This is a genomic window from Streptomyces sp. NPDC012508, assembly GCF_042902595.1.
Classification (GTDB): domain Bacteria; phylum Actinomycetota; class Actinomycetes; order Streptomycetales; family Streptomycetaceae; genus Streptomyces.
This window is the reverse complement of the sequence record NZ_JBIBEO010000006.1, coordinates 287,351-305,890: the sequence shown is the minus strand read 5'-3', so window position 1 is coordinate 305,890 and position 18,540 is coordinate 287,351. Positions and strand designations below refer to the sequence as shown.

General features: G+C 73.6%; 19 protein-coding genes. 12 read left to right on the top strand and 7 right to left on the bottom strand.

The window, feature by feature from the left end; all coding sequences use genetic code 11:
• Nucleotides 1-52: 52 nt before the first annotated feature.
• From hisI to lgt, 11 genes are all read left to right on the top strand, one after another.
• A complete protein-coding gene (gene hisI, locus ACFY8U_RS22070; protein WP_345692165.1) occupies nucleotides 53-403 on the top strand; it encodes a phosphoribosyl-AMP cyclohydrolase in 351 nt (116 codons plus the stop codon).
• A gap of 11 nt (nucleotides 404-414) precedes the next feature.
• Nucleotides 415-1,905, top strand: coding sequence for an anthranilate synthase component I (locus ACFY8U_RS22065; protein WP_389572673.1), 1,491 nt, complete (start codon nucleotides 415-417; stop codon nucleotides 1,903-1,905).
• Between the two features lie 14 nt (nucleotides 1,906-1,919).
• Entirely contained in the window at nucleotides 1,920-2,579 is a 660-nt protein-coding gene (locus ACFY8U_RS22060; protein WP_389572671.1) for a TIGR02234 family membrane protein, read from the top strand.
• Between the two features lie 147 nt (nucleotides 2,580-2,726).
• Nucleotides 2,727-2,978: an HGxxPAAW family protein gene (locus tag ACFY8U_RS22055; protein WP_389572669.1), complete on the top strand. Its 252-nt coding sequence runs from the start codon at nucleotides 2,727-2,729 to the stop codon at nucleotides 2,976-2,978.
• A 392-nt stretch (nucleotides 2,979-3,370) separates the two neighbouring features.
• Complete coding sequence (locus ACFY8U_RS22050; protein WP_389573267.1) at nucleotides 3,371-3,757, top strand: DUF2752 domain-containing protein; 387 nt, start codon at nucleotides 3,371-3,373, stop codon at nucleotides 3,755-3,757.
• 142 nt (nucleotides 3,758-3,899) lie between these two features.
• Nucleotides 3,900-4,709: an indole-3-glycerol phosphate synthase TrpC gene (gene trpC / locus ACFY8U_RS22045; RefSeq protein ID WP_389572667.1), complete on the top strand. Its 810-nt coding sequence runs from the start codon at nucleotides 3,900-3,902 to the stop codon at nucleotides 4,707-4,709.
• Between the two features lie 88 nt (nucleotides 4,710-4,797).
• Entirely contained in the window at nucleotides 4,798-5,001 is a 204-nt protein-coding gene (gene trpM / locus ACFY8U_RS22040) for a tryptophan biosynthesis modulator TrpM (RefSeq protein ID WP_389573264.1), read from the top strand.
• A gap of 297 nt (nucleotides 5,002-5,298) precedes the next feature.
• Nucleotides 5,299-6,594: a tryptophan synthase subunit beta gene (trpB, locus tag ACFY8U_RS22035; protein WP_389572665.1), complete on the top strand. Its 1,296-nt coding sequence runs from the start codon at nucleotides 5,299-5,301 to the stop codon at nucleotides 6,592-6,594.
• Nucleotides 6,591-7,406 carry a tryptophan synthase subunit alpha gene (gene trpA / locus ACFY8U_RS22030; RefSeq protein WP_361593077.1) on the top strand — a complete coding sequence of 272 codons (816 nt, stop codon included), beginning with the start codon at nucleotides 6,591-6,593 and terminating at the stop codon, nucleotides 7,404-7,406. The genes trpB and trpA overlap by 4 nt, the downstream gene beginning before the upstream one ends.
• Nucleotides 7,407-7,470: 64 nt before the next feature.
• On the top strand, nucleotides 7,471-8,292 hold the full coding sequence (locus ACFY8U_RS22025; protein WP_361593075.1) for a thioredoxin domain-containing protein: 822 nt from the start codon (nucleotides 7,471-7,473) through the stop codon (nucleotides 8,290-8,292).
• 88 nt (nucleotides 8,293-8,380) lie between these two features.
• Complete coding sequence (lgt, locus tag ACFY8U_RS22020; RefSeq protein ID WP_389572661.1) at nucleotides 8,381-9,361, top strand: prolipoprotein diacylglyceryl transferase; 981 nt, start codon at nucleotides 8,381-8,383, stop codon at nucleotides 9,359-9,361.
• An 87-nt stretch (nucleotides 9,362-9,448) separates the two neighbouring features.
• Here lgt and ACFY8U_RS22015 read toward each other — a convergent pair whose 3' ends face one another.
• The 7 genes from ACFY8U_RS22015 to ACFY8U_RS21985 are packed head-to-tail and all read right to left on the bottom strand — an operon-like array spanning nucleotide 9,449 to nucleotide 17,241.
• Nucleotides 9,449-10,255: a CoA ester lyase gene (locus ACFY8U_RS22015; protein WP_361432937.1), complete on the bottom strand. Its 807-nt coding sequence runs from the start codon at nucleotides 10,253-10,255 to the stop codon at nucleotides 9,449-9,451.
• Nucleotides 10,252-11,457 carry a CaiB/BaiF CoA transferase family protein gene (locus tag ACFY8U_RS22010; RefSeq protein WP_389572658.1) on the bottom strand — a complete coding sequence of 402 codons (1,206 nt, stop codon included), beginning with the start codon at nucleotides 11,455-11,457 and terminating at the stop codon, nucleotides 10,252-10,254. Before ACFY8U_RS22010 ends, ACFY8U_RS22015 begins: the two co-directional genes overlap by 4 nt.
• Nucleotides 11,454-12,374 carry a ribokinase gene (gene rbsK / locus ACFY8U_RS22005; RefSeq protein WP_389572656.1) on the bottom strand — a complete coding sequence of 307 codons (921 nt, stop codon included), beginning with the start codon at nucleotides 12,372-12,374 and terminating at the stop codon, nucleotides 11,454-11,456. The genes ACFY8U_RS22010 and rbsK overlap by 4 nt, the downstream gene beginning before the upstream one ends.
• Nucleotides 12,371-13,762: an ADP-ribosylglycohydrolase family protein gene (locus ACFY8U_RS22000; protein ID WP_389572653.1), complete on the bottom strand. Its 1,392-nt coding sequence runs from the start codon at nucleotides 13,760-13,762 to the stop codon at nucleotides 12,371-12,373. The genes rbsK and ACFY8U_RS22000 overlap by 4 nt, the downstream gene beginning before the upstream one ends.
• Nucleotides 13,759-14,913, bottom strand: coding sequence for an ADP-ribosylglycohydrolase family protein (locus tag ACFY8U_RS21995; RefSeq protein ID WP_389572650.1), 1,155 nt, complete (start codon nucleotides 14,911-14,913; stop codon nucleotides 13,759-13,761). Before ACFY8U_RS21995 ends, ACFY8U_RS22000 begins: the two co-directional genes overlap by 4 nt.
• Nucleotides 14,894-16,234 (bottom strand): ADP-ribosylglycohydrolase family protein, encoded by a 1,341-nt coding sequence (locus tag ACFY8U_RS21990; protein WP_389572647.1) that lies wholly within the window; start codon nucleotides 16,232-16,234, stop codon nucleotides 14,894-14,896. Before ACFY8U_RS21990 ends, ACFY8U_RS21995 begins: the two co-directional genes overlap by 20 nt.
• A complete protein-coding gene (locus ACFY8U_RS21985) occupies nucleotides 16,231-17,241 on the bottom strand; it encodes an ADP-ribosylglycohydrolase family protein (RefSeq protein ID WP_361593052.1) in 1,011 nt (336 codons plus the stop codon). Before ACFY8U_RS21985 ends, ACFY8U_RS21990 begins: the two co-directional genes overlap by 4 nt.
• Before the next feature lie 221 nt (nucleotides 17,242-17,462).
• On the opposite strand from ACFY8U_RS21985, the gene ACFY8U_RS21980 reads away from it, so the two are divergent.
• Nucleotides 17,463-18,191, top strand: a complete 729-nt coding sequence (locus ACFY8U_RS21980) for a VIT1/CCC1 transporter family protein (protein WP_361593049.1) — start codon at nucleotides 17,463-17,465, stop codon at nucleotides 18,189-18,191.
• Nucleotides 18,192-18,540 lie beyond the last annotated feature (349 nt).

Sequence of the window (18,540 nt, the reverse complement as noted above, 5' to 3'; positions counted from 1 at the left end):
GCCCAGTGGACGCCCATCCGGACACACCCCCCGGCCACGGCACAATGGCCGCATGAGCAGCAATCTCGACCCGGCCATCGCCGCCCGCCTCAAGCGCAGCCCGGACGGCCTCGTCCCGGCCATCGCCCAGCAGTACGACACCGGCGAGGTGCTGATGCTCGGCTGGATGGACGACGAGGCCCTCCACCGCACCCTCACCACCGGCCGCTGCACCTACTGGTCGCGCAGCCGCCAGGAGTACTGGGTCAAGGGCGACACCTCCGGCCACGTCCAGCACGTCAAGTCCGTCGCCCTCGACTGCGACGCCGACACCGTGCTCGTCAAGGTCGACCAGGTCGGCGCCGCCTGCCACACCGGCGCGCGGACCTGTTTCGACGCCGACGTCCTGCCCCTGGGCAAGTAGGGTCTGGCGCCATGGATCTCGAGACCTTCCGCAAGCTGGCGGAAGACCGCCGTGTCATTCCCGTCAGCCGCCGGCTCCTCGCGGACGGCGACACCCCGGTCGCGCTCTACCGCAAGCTCGCCGCCGAGCGCCCCGGCACCTTCCTCCTCGAATCCGCCGAGAACGGCCGCTCCTGGTCGCGCTATTCCTTCATCGGGGTCCGCAGCGATGCCACCCTCACCGTCCGCGACGGCCGGGCCCACTGGCTCGGCACCCCTCCCGTCGGCGTCCCCACGGACGGCGACCCGCTCGCCGCGCTGCGCGCCACGGTCGAGGCCCTGCACACTCCCCGCGACCTCGCGTCCGGGATGCCGCCCTTCACCGGCGGCATGGTCGGCTACCTGGGCTACGACGTCGTCCGCCGCCTGGAACGCATCGGGGACTCCACGCGGGACGACCTGCAGCTCCCCGAGCTGACCATGCTGCTCACCAGCGACCTCGCCGTCCTGGACCACTGGGACGGCACGGTGCTGCTGATCGCCAACGCGATCAACCACAACGACCTGGAGACCGGCGTCGACGAGGCGTACGCCGACGCCGTCGCCCGGCTCGACGCCATGCAGGCCGACCTGGCCCGCCCCGTCGCCACCGTGCCCGCCGCGCTCCCGCCCTCCGAACTGCCGGAGTTCTCCGCGCTCTGGGGCGGACCGGCCTACCAGGCCGCCGTCGAGGACATCAAGGAGCGGATCCGGGCGGGCGAGGCCTTCCAGGTGGTCCCCTCGCAGCGCTTCCAGACCCCGTGCCATGCCTCGGCGCTCGACGTCTACCGGGTCCTGCGGGCCACCAACCCGTCGCCGTACATGTACCTCTTCCGCTTCGAGAACGGCTTCGACGTCGTCGGATCCAGCCCCGAGGCCCTGGTCAAGGTCGAGGACGGGCAGGCGATGGTGCACCCCATCGCCGGCACCCGGCACCGCGGCGCGACCCCGCAGGAGGACCACGACCTCGCCGAGGAGCTGCTCGCCGACCCCAAGGAGCGGGCCGAGCACCTGATGCTCGTCGACCTCGGCCGCAACGACCTCGGCCGGGTCTGCGAGCCGGGTTCGGTGGAGGTCGTCGACTTCATGTCGATCGAGCGGTACTCGCACGTCATGCACATCGTCTCGACGGTGACCGGACGGGTCGCCGAGGGACGGACCGCGTTCGACGTGCTCACCGCCTGCTTCCCGGCCGGCACGCTGTCCGGTGCGCCGAAGCCGCGCGCCATGCAGATCATCGAGGAGCTCGAGCCGTCCCGGCGCGGACTGTACGGCGGGTGCGTCGGCTACCTCGACTTCGCCGGCGACTCCGACACGGCGATCGCCATCCGTACGGCCCTGCTGCGTGACGGCACCGCGTATGTGCAGGCCGGAGCGGGTGTCGTCGCCGATTCCGACCCGGTCGCGGAGGACAACGAGTGCCGGAACAAGGCCGCCGCCGTGCTCCGCGCCGTACACACCGCCAACCGGATGAACGGCGCGTGACGGCGTAAGGGATAGTGGGGTACGTGAGTGCTGTTCCCGTACCCCAGCCCCGAGCCGCCCGCGTGGGTGCCGCTGCCGCCGCGCCCGGCGGCCGCCGCAGCCTGGCCGCGGCTCTTCTGCTCGGCGCCCTCGGTGCCACCGTCGTGCTGCTGTCCGCGGGCCAGATCTGGGCCGAGGGCACGGCGTCGGTCGGCGGCGGCACGGTGCCCGTCGAGGCCGACGGCGGCACCGTCACCGGTGTGCCGACGGCGCTCGCGATCGTCGGCCTCGCCGCGCTCGTCGCCGTCTTCGCCGTCCGCCGCGCCGGGCGCACCCTGGTCTCCGGCCTGCTCGCGCTGAGCGGCGCGGGAGCGGCGGTGGCGGCGTTCCTCGGCGCCTCGGACAGCAACGCGCTGGACGCCGAGGCCGCCCGGATCTCCGGTGACACCGCGGCGACGGTCTCGGGCCTCGCGCACACCGCCTGGCCTTACGTCACGGCGGTCGGCGCGCTGCTGATCCTGGCCGCGGGGCTGCTCGCGCTGCGGTTCGGCACGCGCTGGCCGACGATGGGCGGACGGTACGAGCGGGCGGGCGCGCCGCGCGCCGCGCGCCGGGCGCCCGCCGCCTCCCCCGACCGGCCCGAGGACCTGTGGAAGGCCCTGGACCGCGGCGAGGACCCGACGCGCGAGGGGTGATCGCGGAGGCCGGACGCGACGCGTGATCGTCGCGCCACCCCGATTCATCCTCGCGCCCCTGTGTGCGGGACAATGAGCCACGAGTGTCCGCGCACGCGAGACCTCACCATCGAGCCACCACCGAGCAACAGCAACGAGGAGCAACTCATGGCGGGCAGCGCCCACGGACACACCCCGGCCGCCTGGACCGGTGTCATCATCTCCTTCATCGGCTTCTGCATCTCCGGAGTCTTCATGGTGGCGGCCAACACGACCGGCTTCTGGGCCGGTATGGCCGTCGTCCTGCTGGGTGGTGTGGTCGGCCTGGCGATGAAGGTGGCGGGCCTGGGAATGCCGAAGGAGTCGGCGGCGGTCGCCGCGGCCCGCGAGGCGGCGACGGCGAAGGCGCGCGCCGTCTGACGGACGACGCACACGACGTACACGACACGCGCGAAGGCGCAGTCCGGCGGGGCCGGGCTGCGCCTTCGCGCGTGAGGCGCGAGAATCACCGCGTGGACGCCAACCCCGAGCCCTCCGCCACGCCGCGGCCGACCGCCCCCACGGGCCACCCCTACCCGGCCGTGGTCCCGCCCGGTCCGTCCGTGGCGGGCGCAGGCCCGGCCCCCGCGTCGCCCGGTCCGTCCGTGACGGGCTCCGGGGCGGCCAGGGCGGCCACCGAGCCCTCCGGGGCTTCCGGGGCCCGTGAGGGCGTCGAGGCCCCCGCCGGGCCCGTCCGTGCCCTGGGCGTGCGCGAGGAGCCGCTCGGGTACTCCGCAGAGGGGCTCGGGCCGCGTGCGCCCAGGTCGCTCCCGGTGCGGCTGCTCGCGCCCGTCGGAACGCTTGCCGGGGTCGCTGCCGCGTTCGCCTACGTCGGCGCCGTCGATCCCAACGAGCCCGGGCACTATCCCGTCTGCCCGCTGCTCCGCTTCACCGGCCTGTACTGCCCCGGCTGCGGCGGACTGCGCAGTGCCCACTCCTTCGTCCACGGCGACCTCGCCGCCGCGTTCGGCGCCAACACCCTCGCCGTCGTCGGCTACGGCCTCTTCGCCCTCGTCATGGCCCTGTGGCTGATTCGCGCCGTACGGGCCGTGCCCATGAGGGTCGCCCTCACGCCCGCCTGGTCATGGGCGATCGGCGCCCTCCTCGCCCTCTTCACCCTCGTGCGGAACCTCCCGTTCGGCTCCGCCCTGGCCCCCTGACCCCTTCCCGGAAGTCCCAGTACGTGGGACGCATCACGGCCGGATGCGAGTCCGGAGCCTCGGTGCGGATACCATCGACATGGCTGAACCTGGTTCATCTGCACCACCGTCACCATCACCGTCCCGGAAGGGGGCCTCTCGCGTGAGTGTGCTCGACGAGATCATCGAAGGCGTGCGCGCCGACCTCGCAGAGCGGCAGGCGCGGGTCTCCCTCGACGAGCTCAAGGAGCGCGCCGCCAAGGCGCCGCAGGCCAAGGACGGCGTCGCCGCACTGCGCGGCGAGGGCGTCACCGTGATCTGCGAGGTCAAGCGCTCCAGCCCGTCCAAGGGCGCCCTCGCCGCGATCGCCGACCCCGCCGGCCTGGCCGCGGACTACGAGGCGGGCGGCGCAGCCGTCATCTCCGTGCTCACCGAGGAGCGCCGCTTCGGCGGCTCGCTCGCGGACCTGGAGGCCGTACGTGCCCGGGTCGACATCCCGGTCCTGCGCAAGGACTTCATCGTCACGGCGTACCAGCTGTGGGAGGCCCGCGCCTACGGCGCCGACCTCGCCCTCCTGATCGTCGCCGCCCTCGAGCAGGAGGCCCTCGTCTCCCTGATCGAGCGCGCCGAGTCCATCGGCCTGACGCCGCTGGTCGAGGTGCACGACGAGGACGAGGTCGAGCGCGCCGTGGACGCGGGCGCCCGGATCATCGGCGTCAACGCACGGAACCTCAAGACCCTCAAGGTCGACCGCTCCACCTTCGAGCGCGTCGCCCCGGAGATCCCGGCCGGCATCGTCAAGATCGCCGAGTCCGGCGTCCGCGGGCCGCACGACCTCATCGCGTACGCCAACGCCGGCGCCGACGCGGTCCTGGTCGGCGAGTCCCTCGTGACCGGCCGCGACCCGAAGGCCGCCGTCGCCGACCTCGTGGCCGCCGGCGCCCACCCGGCCCTGCGCCACGGGCGGAGCTGACCCCGCCATGACCCCGCACCGCGCCACGCCGACCCCCCAGGGCATCGCAGCCCCGGGCGGCTTCGGCGCGGCCGCGGTGACCCGCGCGATGCGCACCCGGCTCCGTACCGCCGCCGCGCCCGCCCACGCCCCGCTGGCCCGGGGCTGCCGGCCGCGCGGCTGCCGTGCACCCGCCCGCCGTGTCCACGGCCGCCGGGTGCGGTACGTGATCGGCGACGAGCCGGGCCAGGTCAACGGCATGCGATGGCGCCCCCACCCCGCGCGCACCCTCACGACGACCGCCGCCGCCTGACGGCCCCGGCCGCCCCGGCCCCCGTGTGGGCAATCGTCCCGCAGGGCGGGACGGGTGGGCACACGGGACGGCGCCCTTACGGGCGCGTCCGCTCCCCGGCCCCCGCACCACGAGGTGCCGCACCCGTGGGCGCCGGAGGGACCGGGAGCCTGGGCCCGGCAAGGGCGCCGTTCCGTTGTGCCCACCCGTTCCGCCCCGGCGGAACGCATGCCCACAACGGCGTGAGCTCGTCGCGCGCATAACGTGACCACCAGACCGCATGTCACACGGGGCATCCGTCCCGCGAGGAGCAGCCGCATGTCCAGCGAGTTCTTCATTCCGGACCCGGAGGGTCAGGTTCCGAGCGCCGAGGGTTACTTCGGTGCCTACGGCGGCAAGTTCATCCCGGAGGCCCTCGTCGCCGCCGTGGACGAAGTCGCCGTCGAGTACGACAAAGCCAAGGCCGACCCCGAGTTCGCCCGCGAGCTCAACGACCTGATGGTCGACTACACGGGCCGCCCGAGCGCCCTCACCGAGGTCCCCCGGTTCGCCGAGCACGCCGGCGGCGCCCGGGTCTTCCTCAAGCGCGAGGACCTCAACCACACCGGCTCGCACAAGATCAACAACGTGCTCGGCCAGGCCCTGCTCACCAAGCGCATGGGCAAGACCCGCGTCATCGCCGAGACCGGCGCGGGCCAGCACGGTGTCGCCACCGCCACCGCCTGCGCCCTCTTCGGCCTCGAATGCACCATCTACATGGGCGAGATCGACACCCAGCGCCAGGCGCTGAACGTCGCCCGGATGCGCATGCTCGGCGCCGAGGTCATCCCGGTGAAGTCCGGCAGCCGCACCCTCAAGGACGCCATCAACGAGGCGTTCCGCGACTGGGTCGCCAACGTCGACCGTACGCACTACCTCTTCGGGACCGTGGCAGGGCCGCACCCCTTCCCCGCCATGGTCCGCGACTTCCACCGCGTCATCGGCGTCGAGGCCCGCCGCCAGATCCTGGAGCGCGCCGGCCGCCTCCCCGACGCGGCCATCGCCTGCGTCGGCGGCGGATCCAACGCCATCGGTCTCTTCCACGCCTTCATCCCGGACGCCGACGTGCGCCTCATCGGCTGCGAGCCGGCCGGGCACGGCGTCGAGACCGGCGAGCACGCCGCCACCCTCACCACCGGTGAGCCCGGCATCCTGCACGGCTCGCGGTCGTACGTCCTCCAGGACGACGAGGGCCAGATCACCGAGCCGTACTCCATCTCGGCCGGTCTCGACTACCCGGGCATCGGCCCGGAGCACTCGTACCTCAAGGACAGCGGCCGCGGTGAATACCGCGCCGTCACCGACGACGCGGCCATGCAGGCCCTGCGGCTGCTCTCCCGCACCGAGGGCATCATCCCGGCCATCGAGTCCGCGCACGCGCTCGCCGGTGCCCTGGAGGTCGGCAAGGAGCTGGGTCCCGAGGGCCTGCTCGTCGTCAACCTCTCCGGGCGTGGCGACAAGGACATGGACACGGCCGCCCGCTACTTCGGGCTGTACGACACCGACGCGGCCCCCGTCGAGGCCGACGCCGCCGCCGAGGACGGCGCGGGCGAGATCCGGAGGGACACCAAGTGAGCGGCAACATCCAGCTCCTCAGCGACACCCTGGCCAAGGCCAAGGCGGAGAACCGCGCCGCTCTCATCGCCTACCTCCCGGCCGGTTTCCCGACCGTGGACGGCGGCATCGCGGCGATCAAGGCCGTCTTCGACGGCGGCGCCGACATCGTCGAGGTCGGCCTCCCGCACAGCGACCCGGTCCTCGACGGCCCGGTCATCCAGACCGCCGACGACATCGCCCTGCGCGGCGGCGTCAGGATCGCCGACGTCATGCGCACGGTGCGCGAGGCCTTCGAGGCCACCGGGAAGCCGGTCCTGGTCATGACGTACTGGAACCCGATCGACCGCTACGGCGTCGAGCGGTTCACCGAGGAGCTGGCCGCGGCCGGCGGCGCGGGCTGCATCCTGCCCGACCTGCCCGTCCAGGAGTCCGCCCAGTGGCGTGAGCACGCCGAGAAGCACGGTCTCGCGACCGTCTTCGTCGTCGCCCCGAGCAGCCAGGACGCGCGGCTCGCCACCATCACGGCTGCCGGTTCCGGCTTCGTGTACGCCGCCTCGCTCATGGGTGTCACCGGCACCCGCGAGTCCGTCGGCGCCGAGGCCGCCGACCTGGTCCGCCGCACCCGCGCCACCTCCGACCTGCCCGTCTGCGTCGGACTCGGTGTCTCCAACGCCGAGCAGGCCAAGGAGGTCGCGAGCTTCGCCGACGGCGTGATCGTCGGCTCCGCCTTCGTCAAGCGGATGCTCGACGCCGACGGCGAGGCCGCCGGGCTCGCCGCCGTAAGGGAACTGGCGGGCGAACTCGCCGAGGGCGTGCGGCGCGTTTCGTAACCCGTACGGGTGGATCTATGACCGGGGAGGCGCGGACGCGCCTCCCCGGTTCGTTGCTGAGGGCGTGAGCCAGAAGAACAGTGACGGTAATCGGAGCGCGCGGGAGCGCCTCCAGCAGCAGCGCGAGCGCGAGAAGGCCAGGGAGAAGCAGCGGCGCGTCCTGATCGTGTCGGCCGCGGTCGTGGGTGTCCTCGGCCTGGCGGCGATCGCCGGAGTGATCGCCGCCAACACGGGAGGCGACGACGGCGGCTCGGACAAGGCGGGACCGGTCGTCGCTCCGACCGGCTCGATCGAGGGGGACAAGCCCGCGATCCCGACGGGGGCGTCGGACGCCCCCTCGACGCTCGAGATCTGGGAGGACTTCCGCTGTCCGGCCTGCGCCTCCTTCGAGAACGCGTTCCGGGACACGATCCACGAGCTGGAGGCGTCCGGCGCGCTCAAGAGCCAGTACCACCTCGCCACCCTCATCGACCGGAACATGGGCGGCCAGGGCTCGCTCCGCGCGGCGAACGCGGCGGCCTGCGCCCAGGACGCCGGGAAGTTCACCGCGTACCACGACACGCTGTACATGAACCAGCCGCCGGAGCCGGACGACGCCTTCGGAGACAACGCCAAGCTGATCGAGCTGGCGGCGAAGGTGCCGGGGCTCGACACACCGGCCTTCCGCAGCTGTGTCGAGGACGGCACGCACGACAGCTGGGTCGGGAAGTCGAACGAAGCCTTCCAGAAGGGCGACTTCCAGGGCACGCCGTCCGTGCTGCTCAACGGAGAATCGATCTTCCCGTCGAAGGGCGGCGAGCAGATCTCCCCGGAGAACCTGAAGAAGTGGGTCGCCGAGGCGAACCAGGGCAAGAAGCCCGGCACGGCCTCACCGGCCGCGGGCTGACGTTCCTCCGGAAGATCCCCTTAGTTACGCAGACGTTGCCGGGTGGGCTGCCGTGACGCCCGCCCGGCAAGGTAGCGTCGGTTCTGCCATGGACCTTGCCTACATTCCCAGCCCGTCGACCGGCGTCCTCCACCTCGGACCGGTCCCGCTGCGCGCCTACGCCTTCTGCATCATCATCGGTGTCTTCGTCGCCGTCTGGATCGGCAACAAGCGCTGGATCGCCAGGGGCGGCAAAGCCGGCACCGTGGCCGACATCGCCGTCTGGGCCGTGCCCTTCGGTCTCGTCGGCGGCCGGCTCTACCACGTCATCACCGACTACCAGCTGTACTTCAGCGAGGGCGAGAACTGGGTCGACGCCTTCAAGATCTGGGAGGGCGGCCTCGGTATCTGGGGCGCCATCGCGCTCGGCGCGGTGGGCGCCTGGATCGGAGCCCGCCGGCGCGGCATCCCGCTGCCCGCGTACGCCGACGCGATCGCACCCGGCATCGCCCTCGCCCAGGCCATCGGCCGCTGGGGCAACTGGTTCAACCAGGAGCTGTACGGCAAGCCGACCACGCTGCCCTGGGGCCTGGAGATCTCCGCCGGCGCGAACCGCGAGGAAGGGATCTACCACCCGACCTTCCTGTACGAGTCGCTCTGGTGCATCGGTGTCGCGCTCCTGGTCATCTGGGCCGACCGCCGCTTCAAGCTGGGCCACGGCCGGGCGTTCGCGCTGTACGTCGCCGCGTACTGCGCGGGCCGTGGGTGGATCGAGTACATGCGCGTCGACGAGGCGCACCACATCCTCGGCCTCCGGCTGAACGTCTGGACCGCGATCGTCGTCTTCGTCCTGGCCGTCGCGTACATCGTGATCTCGGCGCGGCTCCGCCCGGGCCGGGAGGAGATCGTGGAGCCCGAGAAGGACAAGCCGTCCGGCGGCGCCAAGGGCGCGGCCGCGACCGAGGACTCTCCCGGGGCCGACGCCGGCGAGGACCGTGACGGCGGCGGCGAGGCCGCTCGGCGCGAGGCCGTGACCGACGAGCCGGACGGCGCACCCGCGAACGGCACGGAGTCCGCAGCCAAGGGCTGACCAGCAGACCGACGTACGCCACAGGGCCGCCGGGACCGATGGGTCCCGGCGGCCCTGTGGCGTACGGGCGGGAGCGCGGGCCGCCGGTCAGGCGGCTCTCGCCGCCAGGGTCAGGACGCGGCGCGCGCCCTCGACGACCGCCGCGTCGACGAAGCGGCCGTCCGGGAGGGCCAGGGCGCCCTCCTCCGTCTGGGACGCCTTGACGACCTCCTCGGCCGCGGCCACCTCGTCGGGTGTGGGGAGGTAGGCCTGTTCGATGACCGGGAGCTGGCGGGGGTGGATCGCCGCCCGGCCGAGGAAGCCCATGGCGCGGCCACGCGCGCAGCCCGCCGCCAGGGAGTCCAGGTCGCGGATGTCGGGATGGACCGACTGGATCGGTGGCGGGAGGGCCGCCGCGCGGGCGGCGACGACGAGGCGGCCGCGCGACCAGTCGAGGCCGCAGTCGTCCCGTACCCCCAGGTCGGCGCGGAGGTCCGCCTCGCCGAGGGCGATGCCGTGGACGGTGGGGTGGGCGGTGGCGATGGTGTACGCCCGCTCGACGGCGAGCGCGTTCTCCAGGAGTGCGTAGAGCGGGAGCCCCGAGGTGACCTCGGCGATCCGGTGGATGTCAGTGGCGTGTGTCACCTTGGGAACACGGAGACCACGGAGGCCGGGGAGGGAGGCCAGGGAGGGGATGTCGCGTGGCGTGTGGATGCGGACATGGATCGGTACGGGGTGCGGATCGGAGAGCAGATCGGCCGTGGCGGCCAGCGCGTACGCCTTGCGGTCCGGGGCCACCGCGTCCTCGAGATCGACGATCACCACGTCCGCGCCCGAGACCAGGGCCTTCTGGACGACGGCGGGGCGGTCCCCGGGGGCGTACAGCCAGGTGAGGGGGAAGTGCGTACCGCTCATACGGCTCCTTCACCGCGGAGGGCGCCGATCTCGGCCGGAGTGAGGCCGAGCTCGGCGAGGACCTCGGCCGTGTCCGCGCCGTGCGGGCGCCCGGCCCAGCGGATCCCGCCGGGGGTCTCGGAGAGCCGGAAGAGGACGTTCTGCATCCGGATCGGTCCCAGCTCGGGGTCCGGGACCTCGGTGACGGTGTCCAGGGCGCGGAACTGCGGATCCTCCATCACGTCCCGGACGTCGTAGACGGGCGCGATCGCCGCCTCGGCCTTCTCGAAGGCGGTCATCGCCTCCTCCCGGGTGTGGCGGGCGATCCAGGCGCCGACCGCCTCGTCGAGCTCGTCCGCGTGGGCGGCCCGGCCCGCGCCGTCGGCGAACCAGGGTTCGTCGATCAGCTCGGGGCGGCCGACCAGCCGGAGCACGCGTTCGGCGATCGACTGGGCGGAGGTGGAGACGGCGACCCAGGAGTCGTCGGACGTGCGGTAGGTGTTGCGGGGGGCGTTGTTGCGGGAGCGGTTTCCGGTGCGGGGCTGGACGTAACCGAGCTGGTCGTACCAGAGGGGGTGGGGGCCGATGACGGAGAGCATCGGTTCGATGATGGCCATGTCGACGACCTGGCCGCGGCCGGTGGCCGTCCTGGCGGTGAGCGCGGTCATCACCGCGTACGCCGTGGCGAGGGCGGCGATCGAGTCGGCGAGGCCGAAGGGGGGAAGGGTGGGCGGACCGTCCGGTTCGCCGGTGATGGCGGCGAAGCCGCTCATCGCCTCGGCCAGGGTGCCGAAGCCGGGCCGGTGGGAGTACGGGCCGAACTGGCCGAATCCGGTGACCCGGGCGAGGACGAGACCGGGGTTGACGGCGGACAGCTCCTCCCAGCCCAGACCCCAGCGTTCCAGGGTGCCGGGGCGGAAGTTCTCCACGATCACGTCCGCGTCGGCGGCCAGACGCAGGAGGGTGTCCCGGCCGCCGGGAGAGGAGAGATCGAGGGTCATGGTCCGCTTGTTGCGGCCGAGGACCTTCCACCAGAGACCGACGCCGTCCTTGGATGGTCCATGACCGCGGGACGGATCGGGCTTGCGGGGGTGCTCGATCTTGATGACGTCGGCGCCGAAGTCGCCGAGCATCATCGCCGCGAGCGGGCCGGCGAAGAGGGTGGCGAGATCCAGGACGCGCAGTCCGTCGAGGGGAGGCGCGGTGTCGGATGTACGGGTCATACGGCGTCGACCTCCTGGCCGCTGAGGGGACCGTGGGCCGCGTCGATCTCGGAGCGGTACGGCATCGAGGACGAGGCGCCTTCGCGCTGGACGGAGAGCGCCGCAGCGGTCGAGGCCCAGGCCATCGCCTCGCGGACGGGCCGGCCCTCGCCGAGGGCGACGGCGAGCGCGCCGACGAAGGTGTCGCCCGCAGCGGTGGTGTCCACGGCGCGGACACGGGGGGCGGGGACCGTGAACGGCTCGGTGTCGCGGGCCGCGTAGAGGGCGCCGGCCGCGCCGAGGGTGATGACCACCTCGGGGACCTGGGCGAGCAGGGCGGTGGCGGCGGAGCGCGGGTCGGCGACCCCGGTGAGCGCGGCGGCCTCGTGCTCGTTGGGGACCAAGAGGTCGGTGGCGGCCAGGAGTTCGGCAGGGAGCTGCTGGGCCGGGGCGGGGGTGAGGACGGTGCGGACGCCGAGGCGGCGGGCGGTGACGGCGCCCTCGACGACCACGGAGAGGGGGAGTTCGAGCTGGAGGAGCAGCGCCCCGGCGTTGGCGATCAGGGCCTCGTCGCCGTGGTCGAGGGAGGAGACGGTGCCGTTGGCGCCGGGGACGACGACGATCGCGTTGCCGCCCTCGTCGTCGACGACGATGTGCGCGGTGCCGGAGGGGCCTTCGACCGTGCGCAGCAGGTCGGTCTCGACCCCGGACGCCTCGAGCGTGGCACGGAGCCGTACGCCGAACTCGTCGTTGCCGACCGCGCCGATCATCGACACGTCGCCGCCGGCGTGGGCGGCGGCGACGGCCTGGTTGGCGCCCTTGCCGCCGGGGATCGTCCGGAACTCCCGTCCGGTGACGGTCTCGCCGCGCGCGGGGGCACGGGAGACGAAGGCGACGAGGTCCATGTTGGTGCTGCCGAGCACCACGATGCTGGTCATGGGCGTACTGCCTCCTGATACGTCAGTTCGGCCAGGGTGTCGAAGCCGATGCCGTCGAAGGACGGGATCGAGGTGGAGAGCCGGTTCTTGAGGGGGGAGGTCCAGCGCTCGGGCAGCCGGTCGGGGTGGCCGGCGAGGAGACCGGCGACGGAACCGGCGGTGGCGCCGTTGGAGTCGGTGTCCCAGCCGCCGGAGACCGCCGCGCAGATGGTGCGCGAGAAGTCGCCGTCGCCGTGGGTGAGGGCGGCGGCGAGGAGGGCGGAGTTGGGGACGGCATGGACCCAGTGATACCCGCCGAGGGCGGTGTGGAGCCGGTCCACGACGGTGTCGAAGTCGGGGGTGGTGCGGGCCGTCTCGATGCCGAGACGGACGGCTCGCGCGAGCCGCGAGCGCGGCGGGACCACGGCCAGACCGGCGGCGAGGGCACGGTGGACGTCGGCGGTCCCACCCGTGGCGGCGGCGATCGTCGCCGCGACGAACAGGGCGCCGTGGACGCCGTTGGCGGTGTGGGTGAGCGCCGCGTCCCGGTACGCCTGCTCGGCCGCGGCCCCGGGGTCGCCGGGGTTCGTCCAGCCGTGTACGTCGGCGCGGATCTGGGCGCCGATCCACTCGCGGAAGGGGTTGCGGTGGACGGCGGTCAGCGGGGGTTCGATGCCGTCGAGGAGGTTGCGGTAGGCGACGCGCTCGGCGGTGAAGGTGCGGCCGGCGGGGAGTTCGTCGAGCCAGAGGCGGGCGACGTCGGCGGTGGCGAAGCCGCGGCCGTACCGCTGGAGGAGCAGCAGGTTGAGGAGGGGGTAGTTGAGGTCGTCGTCCTCGGGCATGCCGTCGATGTTCTCGGCGAGTGAGGTGGCCGCGGAGCGGCGGTTCCAGGGGTGGGCCGCGAGCAGGTCCGCGGGGACGCCGGTCTCGGTGAACCAGGTGGTGAGCGGCCAGTTGCCCGCGGCGCGGGCGAGGGCGCGGATGGCGGGGAGGGGGAGCTTCTCGACGGGCTTGCCGAGGAGACAGCCGGCGGCGCGCCCGAGCCAGGCGGCGTGCAGCCGGTCGCGCAGGGGGCGGTCCTCGGGGTGGTCCTCCCGCAGAGCGCGAGGTGCCCCGCGCGACAGGGAAAGGGGATGGGGGACCAGTGCCTGGATGGCGGGAAGAGCCGTCGGTTCGTGCGGGGTCAGGGGGCTGGGGAGCGTGGCCAGGTCGTCGAGGAGGGTCTCGGCCAGCGGACGCAGGTCCGGGCGCGGGGTGGCGGACGCTCCGGCCGTCGACGGGGCGGGGTGGCCACCCGCCGCGCGCCAGCGGGCGGCGATCGCGGCGACGTCGCGGCCGTCCTCCGCGGCCTGGCGGAGTTCGTGGCCGACGAGGTCCTCCGGCTGGACCCAGGTGACGCGCAGGTTCATCGGACCGCCGCGCTCGTCAGGGTCGCGTACGCCGACTCGTGGGCCCGGCGGCGGGCCGTGTCGCGCGCGAAGACCTCGTGGGCGACGGCCGTCAGCGCGCGCGCCGGGGCGTGCAGGTCCAGGCGGCTCGCCTCCGCGACCTGCTTCGCCCAGGCGGGCGGGATCGCGGCCTCGCCGCCGAGAGCGCCCACGATCGCGCCCGCCATCGTCGCGATCGAGTCGCAGTCACGGCCGTAGTTGACCGCGCCCAGGACCGTACGCCGGTAGTCGCCGCCGCCCACGAGCAGCATCCCCAGGGCGATCGGCAGTTCCTCGATCGCGTGCAGCCGCGACGGGCGGCGCGCCCCCAGCGACGGTGCGCGGTAGTCGGGGCCCACGGTGTCGAACGGCGCCACCGCCTGGCGGAGGGGGACGAGGGCCGACTCGAAGTCCGTGTGCCCGGACGCGACTTCGGCGACCGACTCGATCGCCCCGCGGGTGCCGTCCTTCGCCAGGGAGAGTGCGGCCGTCACGACGGACTCCGGGGTCGCACCGGGCGCGCACGCCGCCGCCACCGCCGCCGCGAACACCCCCGCCGCCTCGCGGCCGTAGGAGGACTGGTGCGGCGCCGCGATGTCCAGCGCCTCGGCGTACGCCGCCTCCGGGTGGGCCGCGTTGATCAGGCCCACGGGCGCCATGTACATCGCCGCCCCGCAGTTGACGATGTTTCCGCTGCCCGCCTCGCGCGGATCGACATGGCCGTAGTGGAGGCGGGCCACGAGCCACTTCTCCGCCAGGAAGATCCGCTGGAGGGGGAGCGCCCGCGCCTCGAGTTCGGGGATCCAGACCGGGTTGCCGATGAGCTCGGGGACGAGGTGGTCCGCCACCGCGTACGCGTCGAGATGGTCACGGACCTTCTCGTACACCCTGATCAGGGCGTGGGTCATCAAGGTGTCGTCGGTGACGTGCCCGTCGCCCTTGTGGTACGGCGCGATGGGGCGGGCCGTACGCCAGGCGTCGCCGTTCCAGGGGCCGACGACGCCGGTGACCCGGCCGCCGTGGCGTTCGACGATCTGCTCGGGGGTGTAGCCCTCCACGGGGCCGCCGAGGGCGTCGCCGACGGCGGCCCCGAGGAGACTTCCGGTGATCCGGTCATCCAGTGTGGGAGTCATGTCGGAATTGTCCACCCGGCGTGGCCAGTTCCGTGTCTCCGAGCAGCCCGGCGAGTTCGACGAGGTCCGTGCCGGCGAGGCGGGGCAGCGCGCAGCCGGCCAGCCTGCGGCATGCTTCACGCCAGGTGGCGGGGAGCGCGTCGGCGCCGCCGAGCGCACCGGTGAGCGCGCCCGCGAGCGCCGGGGCGGAGTCCGCGACACGCGAGAGGCAGGCGGCCGCGGGTACGGCCCCCGACACCTCGCCGCGCGCGGCGAGGGCGAGCGCCAGGGCGACCGGCACGGTCTCGGCGGCGGCGATGCCGTAGCTGTAGACGTGGTCGACGATCTGGTGCTCCAGGAGGGGGACGAGCTCGAAGGCGCTCGTGACGTCCTGGGCCATCTTCACGGCCTGACGGGCGTTGCGGCCGATCTCGGTGGTGGGCGGGAGTTGGGCGAGGGCCACCTCCACGGCCTCGTCGACGTCCGCACCGCCGAGAGCGGCGGCGACGGCGGCGGCCATCGCGCGGGCGCCGTGCACGCCGTCGCCGTCCTGGGTGTACCGGGCGTCGAACTCGGCGAGTTCGGCGGCGGCGGCCGGGTCGCCCGGGTGGACGACGGCGAGCACGGCCGCGCGGACGCAGGCGGCGTCGTCGAAGTAGTGCGGGTTGTCGTGGCCGGTGGCGGGGGGACGCAGTCCGGTGGCGAGATTGCCGAGCCCGGCGCGTACGGAGATCCGGGCGCGGAGGGGGAGGATGGCGGACTCGACCTCGGGGGCGCGGTCGGCGGCGGCGGCGACCTGGCTCGCGAGGGAGTTCCAGGCGAGGTCGACGGCGGCGCGGAGGCGGCGCTCCGGGGGGAGCGTGGCGAAGAGGGGGCCGGTGGCGGCGAGGACCGCCTCGGCGGTGAAGACCGCCCATTCGGCGTCGTCGGAGGGGCCGAGACGGAGGGGTTCGGGGGGCTGGTTGAGGGCGATGGGGACGGGGAGGGTGGTGGTGGCGTTCTGTTCGGCGAAGGTGTCGAGTTCGCGGGTGAGGCGGCGGGTCCATTCGGGCATGCGGGCGGCGCGGTGCCTGGCCGCGGGCCAGCCCGCGGCGTCGCCCGCGGCGAGGCCCAGGAGAAGACCGGCGATCCTGGCGGGGCTGGGGCGTCTGTCCCGGGCGCCGGCCCCGGGGCCGGCCTCCGGGCTCCCGTGGGTGCCGCCCTGGTCCAAGGCGCCGCGCTCGGGGACGGGGCCCACGCCTTCCGCCCCGGCGGAACAGATGCCCACAGGGGTCGGAACAGTCGCGGCCGCAGCGGGGTCGGCGGAGCCGTAGGTGCGGTGGGTCGGGTCCGTGGTGGTCATGCGGCCTCCTCCTCGTCACCCGTCAGCAGGTCCGCGATGTCCAGGACGTGGTAGCCCCGCATCGACGGGAGGCAGCTGCCCGTCACCGGGGCGATCGCCGACGCCCACTCCTCCGGGATGGCCGAGACGCCCGAGGCCGCGCCCGCGAGCGCGCCCGCCACCGCCGCCGTCGTGTCGGCGTCGCGGCCCATGTTGACCGCCATCAGGACCGCCGTACGGAAGTCTCCGCGGGCCGCCGCGAAGGCGCCGAAGGCGAGGCCCACCGCCTCCGGGGCGAGGTCCGTCCACGGGTAGCCGCCGATGACGACCGCCGAGCGGACCGTACGCTCGCGCACCAGCGGATCGGGGTCCACCCGCTGCGCCGCCACGACAGCGCGGCGCATCGAGCGCGCCGTCCAGGAGTCCATCGGGACCACCGACAGGGCCGCCGCGATGACCGAGGTCACCGACGCGCCGCCCATCGCCGCCGCGACACCCGCCGCGACCGCCTGGCCGCCGTAGATGCCCTCGCCGTCGTGGCTCACGGTGCCGTCGATGGCGACCAGCCGGGCCGCCTCCGACGGGCGGCCCGCCGCGAAGACCCCGAACGGCGCGGCCCGCATCGCCAGGCCGTCCGACCACGCGTGCCGGTGCTGCGCCGAGATGGGCGCCGCGAGGCCCCGCCGGAGGTTCTCCAGCGTGCCCCGCTCGCTGAAGCCCGCCCCGCGGAACGGGCCCTCGTCCAGGTCCGCGATCCAGTGGTGCCAGGCCCGTTCCACGTGCTGGACGGTCAGCGCCGAGCCGTGCCGGGCGAGCAGCAGCCCCGAGAAGATCGCGTACTCGGTGTCGTCCGTGCCCGCCGGGCGGTCCGTCACGAAGCCCTCGATCCGGCCCCAGCGGCGGCGGATCTCCGACGGGCGCATGTTCTCGGCGGGGGCGCCGAGCGCGTCACCGACCGCGAGGCCGAGCAGCGCGCCCCTGGCGCGCTCGCGCGTATCGCATGCCGTCGTTCCCGTCTCGCTCACCATCTCGCACCCCTTCTTCACGGTTCCTGGATCTGTGCCACGCCGGGGAGGAGATGACGTCGCAGAAACGTCTCTGTCACCCGGCTGACACCCCGCCAGAAGGGCAGGTCAGCCTTACTAAGTACGGCCTGCCTTGCTGGCGGGCCCCTTACATCGGGCGTATTTTCGAGGGTGTTGGGGGCGGCGGGTGCGGCCCGGCCCGCCGGAGCGAACAGGGGAGAAGCATGTCCATCATCGAAGTTCAGGCACCACTGCACGAAGCCCACCGCGACAACCACACGCACCGCGATGTGAACGGCGGCTGGCTGCGCCCGGCGGTGTTCGGGGCGATGGACGGACTGGTCTCCAACCTGGCGCTGATGACCGGTGTCGCGGGCGGTGCGGTCTCGCAGCAGACCATCGTCATCACCGGTCTCGCGGGGCTCGCGGCGGGCGCCTTCTCCATGGCGGCCGGCGAATACACCTCCGTCGCCTCGCAGCGCGAACTCGTCCAGGCGGAACTGGACGTCGAGCGCCGCCAGTTGCGCAAGCACCCGGTCGACGAGATGGAGGAGCTCGCCGCGCTGTACGTGTCCCGTGGCGTCGAGCCCGCACTCGCCCGCGAGGTCGCGATGCAGCTCTCCCGTGACCCGGAGCAGGCGCTGGAGATCCACGCCCGCGAGGAGCTGGGCATCGACCCCGACGACCTGCCGTCGCCGATGACCGCCGCCGTGTCGTCCTTCGCCTCGTTCGCGCTCGGTGCGCTCCTTCCCGTACTGCCGTATCTGCTCGGCGCGAGCGCGCTGTGGCCGGCCGTGCTCCTGGCGCTCCTCGGGCTCTTCGGCTGCGGCGCCCTCGTGGCCCGCGTGACGGCGCGCAGCTGGTGGTTCAGCGGACTGCGTCAGCTCGTGCTCGGTGGCGCGGCCGCGGCTCTCACGTACGGGCTCGGCATGCTCTTCGGCGCCGCGATCTGAGCCGGGGCGCGCCCGCCATCGAGGCCGGGGCGCCCGCGAGCACCCGCTCGCGAGCCCCGCTCCCGTACCCGCACCGAAGGCCCTCGTCCTGCGACGGGGGCCTTCTGCGTGCATGCTTGCTGTGACGTATATCCCCTGGGCGGATCGGCCGGCCAGTGAGACACTATGCACAGCGCGACATATGTAGCCGTTACCCGGCGGTTTCGAATGCATGACCACCGGGCATGAGGCGTAAGCGCCGCGGGCAATGAGGCTCGCTCTGCGTCGGGTCGTCCGACCCCTTGAGATCCACCGAGATTCACCCCTGAGATCCACCACTTGACGCGTGAACCACCATCACCGCTCCGTG

What these genes read in the sequence shown, in the direction of transcription:
- hisI (WP_345692165.1), top strand. Translation starts at nt 53, where the DNA reads ATGAGCAGCAATCTCGACCCGGCCATCGCCGCCCGCCTCAAGCGCAGC.
- ACFY8U_RS22065 (WP_389572673.1), top strand. Translation starts at nt 415, where the DNA reads ATGGATCTCGAGACCTTCCGCAAGCTGGCGGAAGACCGCCGTGTCATT.
- ACFY8U_RS22055 (WP_389572669.1), top strand. Translation starts at nt 2,727, where the DNA reads ATGGCGGGCAGCGCCCACGGACACACCCCGGCCGCCTGGACCGGTGTC.
- trpM (WP_389573264.1), top strand. Translation starts at nt 4,798, where the DNA reads ATGCGCACCCGGCTCCGTACCGCCGCCGCGCCCGCCCACGCCCCGCTG.
- trpB (WP_389572665.1), top strand. Translation starts at nt 5,299, where the DNA reads ATGTCCAGCGAGTTCTTCATTCCGGACCCGGAGGGTCAGGTTCCGAGC.
- lgt (WP_389572661.1), top strand. Translation starts at nt 8,381, where the DNA reads ATGGACCTTGCCTACATTCCCAGCCCGTCGACCGGCGTCCTCCACCTC.
- ACFY8U_RS22015 (WP_361432937.1), bottom strand. Translation starts at nt 10,255, where the DNA reads ATGAGCGGTACGCACTTCCCCCTCACCTGGCTGTACGCCCCCGGGGAC.
- ACFY8U_RS22010 (WP_389572658.1), bottom strand. Translation starts at nt 11,457, where the DNA reads ATGACCCGTACATCCGACACCGCGCCTCCCCTCGACGGACTGCGCGTC.
- rbsK (WP_389572656.1), bottom strand. Translation starts at nt 12,374, where the DNA reads ATGACCAGCATCGTGGTGCTCGGCAGCACCAACATGGACCTCGTCGCC.
- ACFY8U_RS22000 (WP_389572653.1), bottom strand. Translation starts at nt 13,762, where the DNA reads ATGAACCTGCGCGTCACCTGGGTCCAGCCGGAGGACCTCGTCGGCCAC.
- ACFY8U_RS21995 (WP_389572650.1), bottom strand. Translation starts at nt 14,913, where the DNA reads ATGACTCCCACACTGGATGACCGGATCACCGGAAGTCTCCTCGGGGCC.
- ACFY8U_RS21990 (WP_389572647.1), bottom strand. Translation starts at nt 16,234, where the DNA reads ATGACCACCACGGACCCGACCCACCGCACCTACGGCTCCGCCGACCCC.
- ACFY8U_RS21985 (WP_361593052.1), bottom strand. Translation starts at nt 17,241, where the DNA reads ATGGTGAGCGAGACGGGAACGACGGCATGCGATACGCGCGAGCGCGCC.
- ACFY8U_RS21980 (WP_361593049.1), top strand. Translation starts at nt 17,463, where the DNA reads ATGTCCATCATCGAAGTTCAGGCACCACTGCACGAAGCCCACCGCGAC.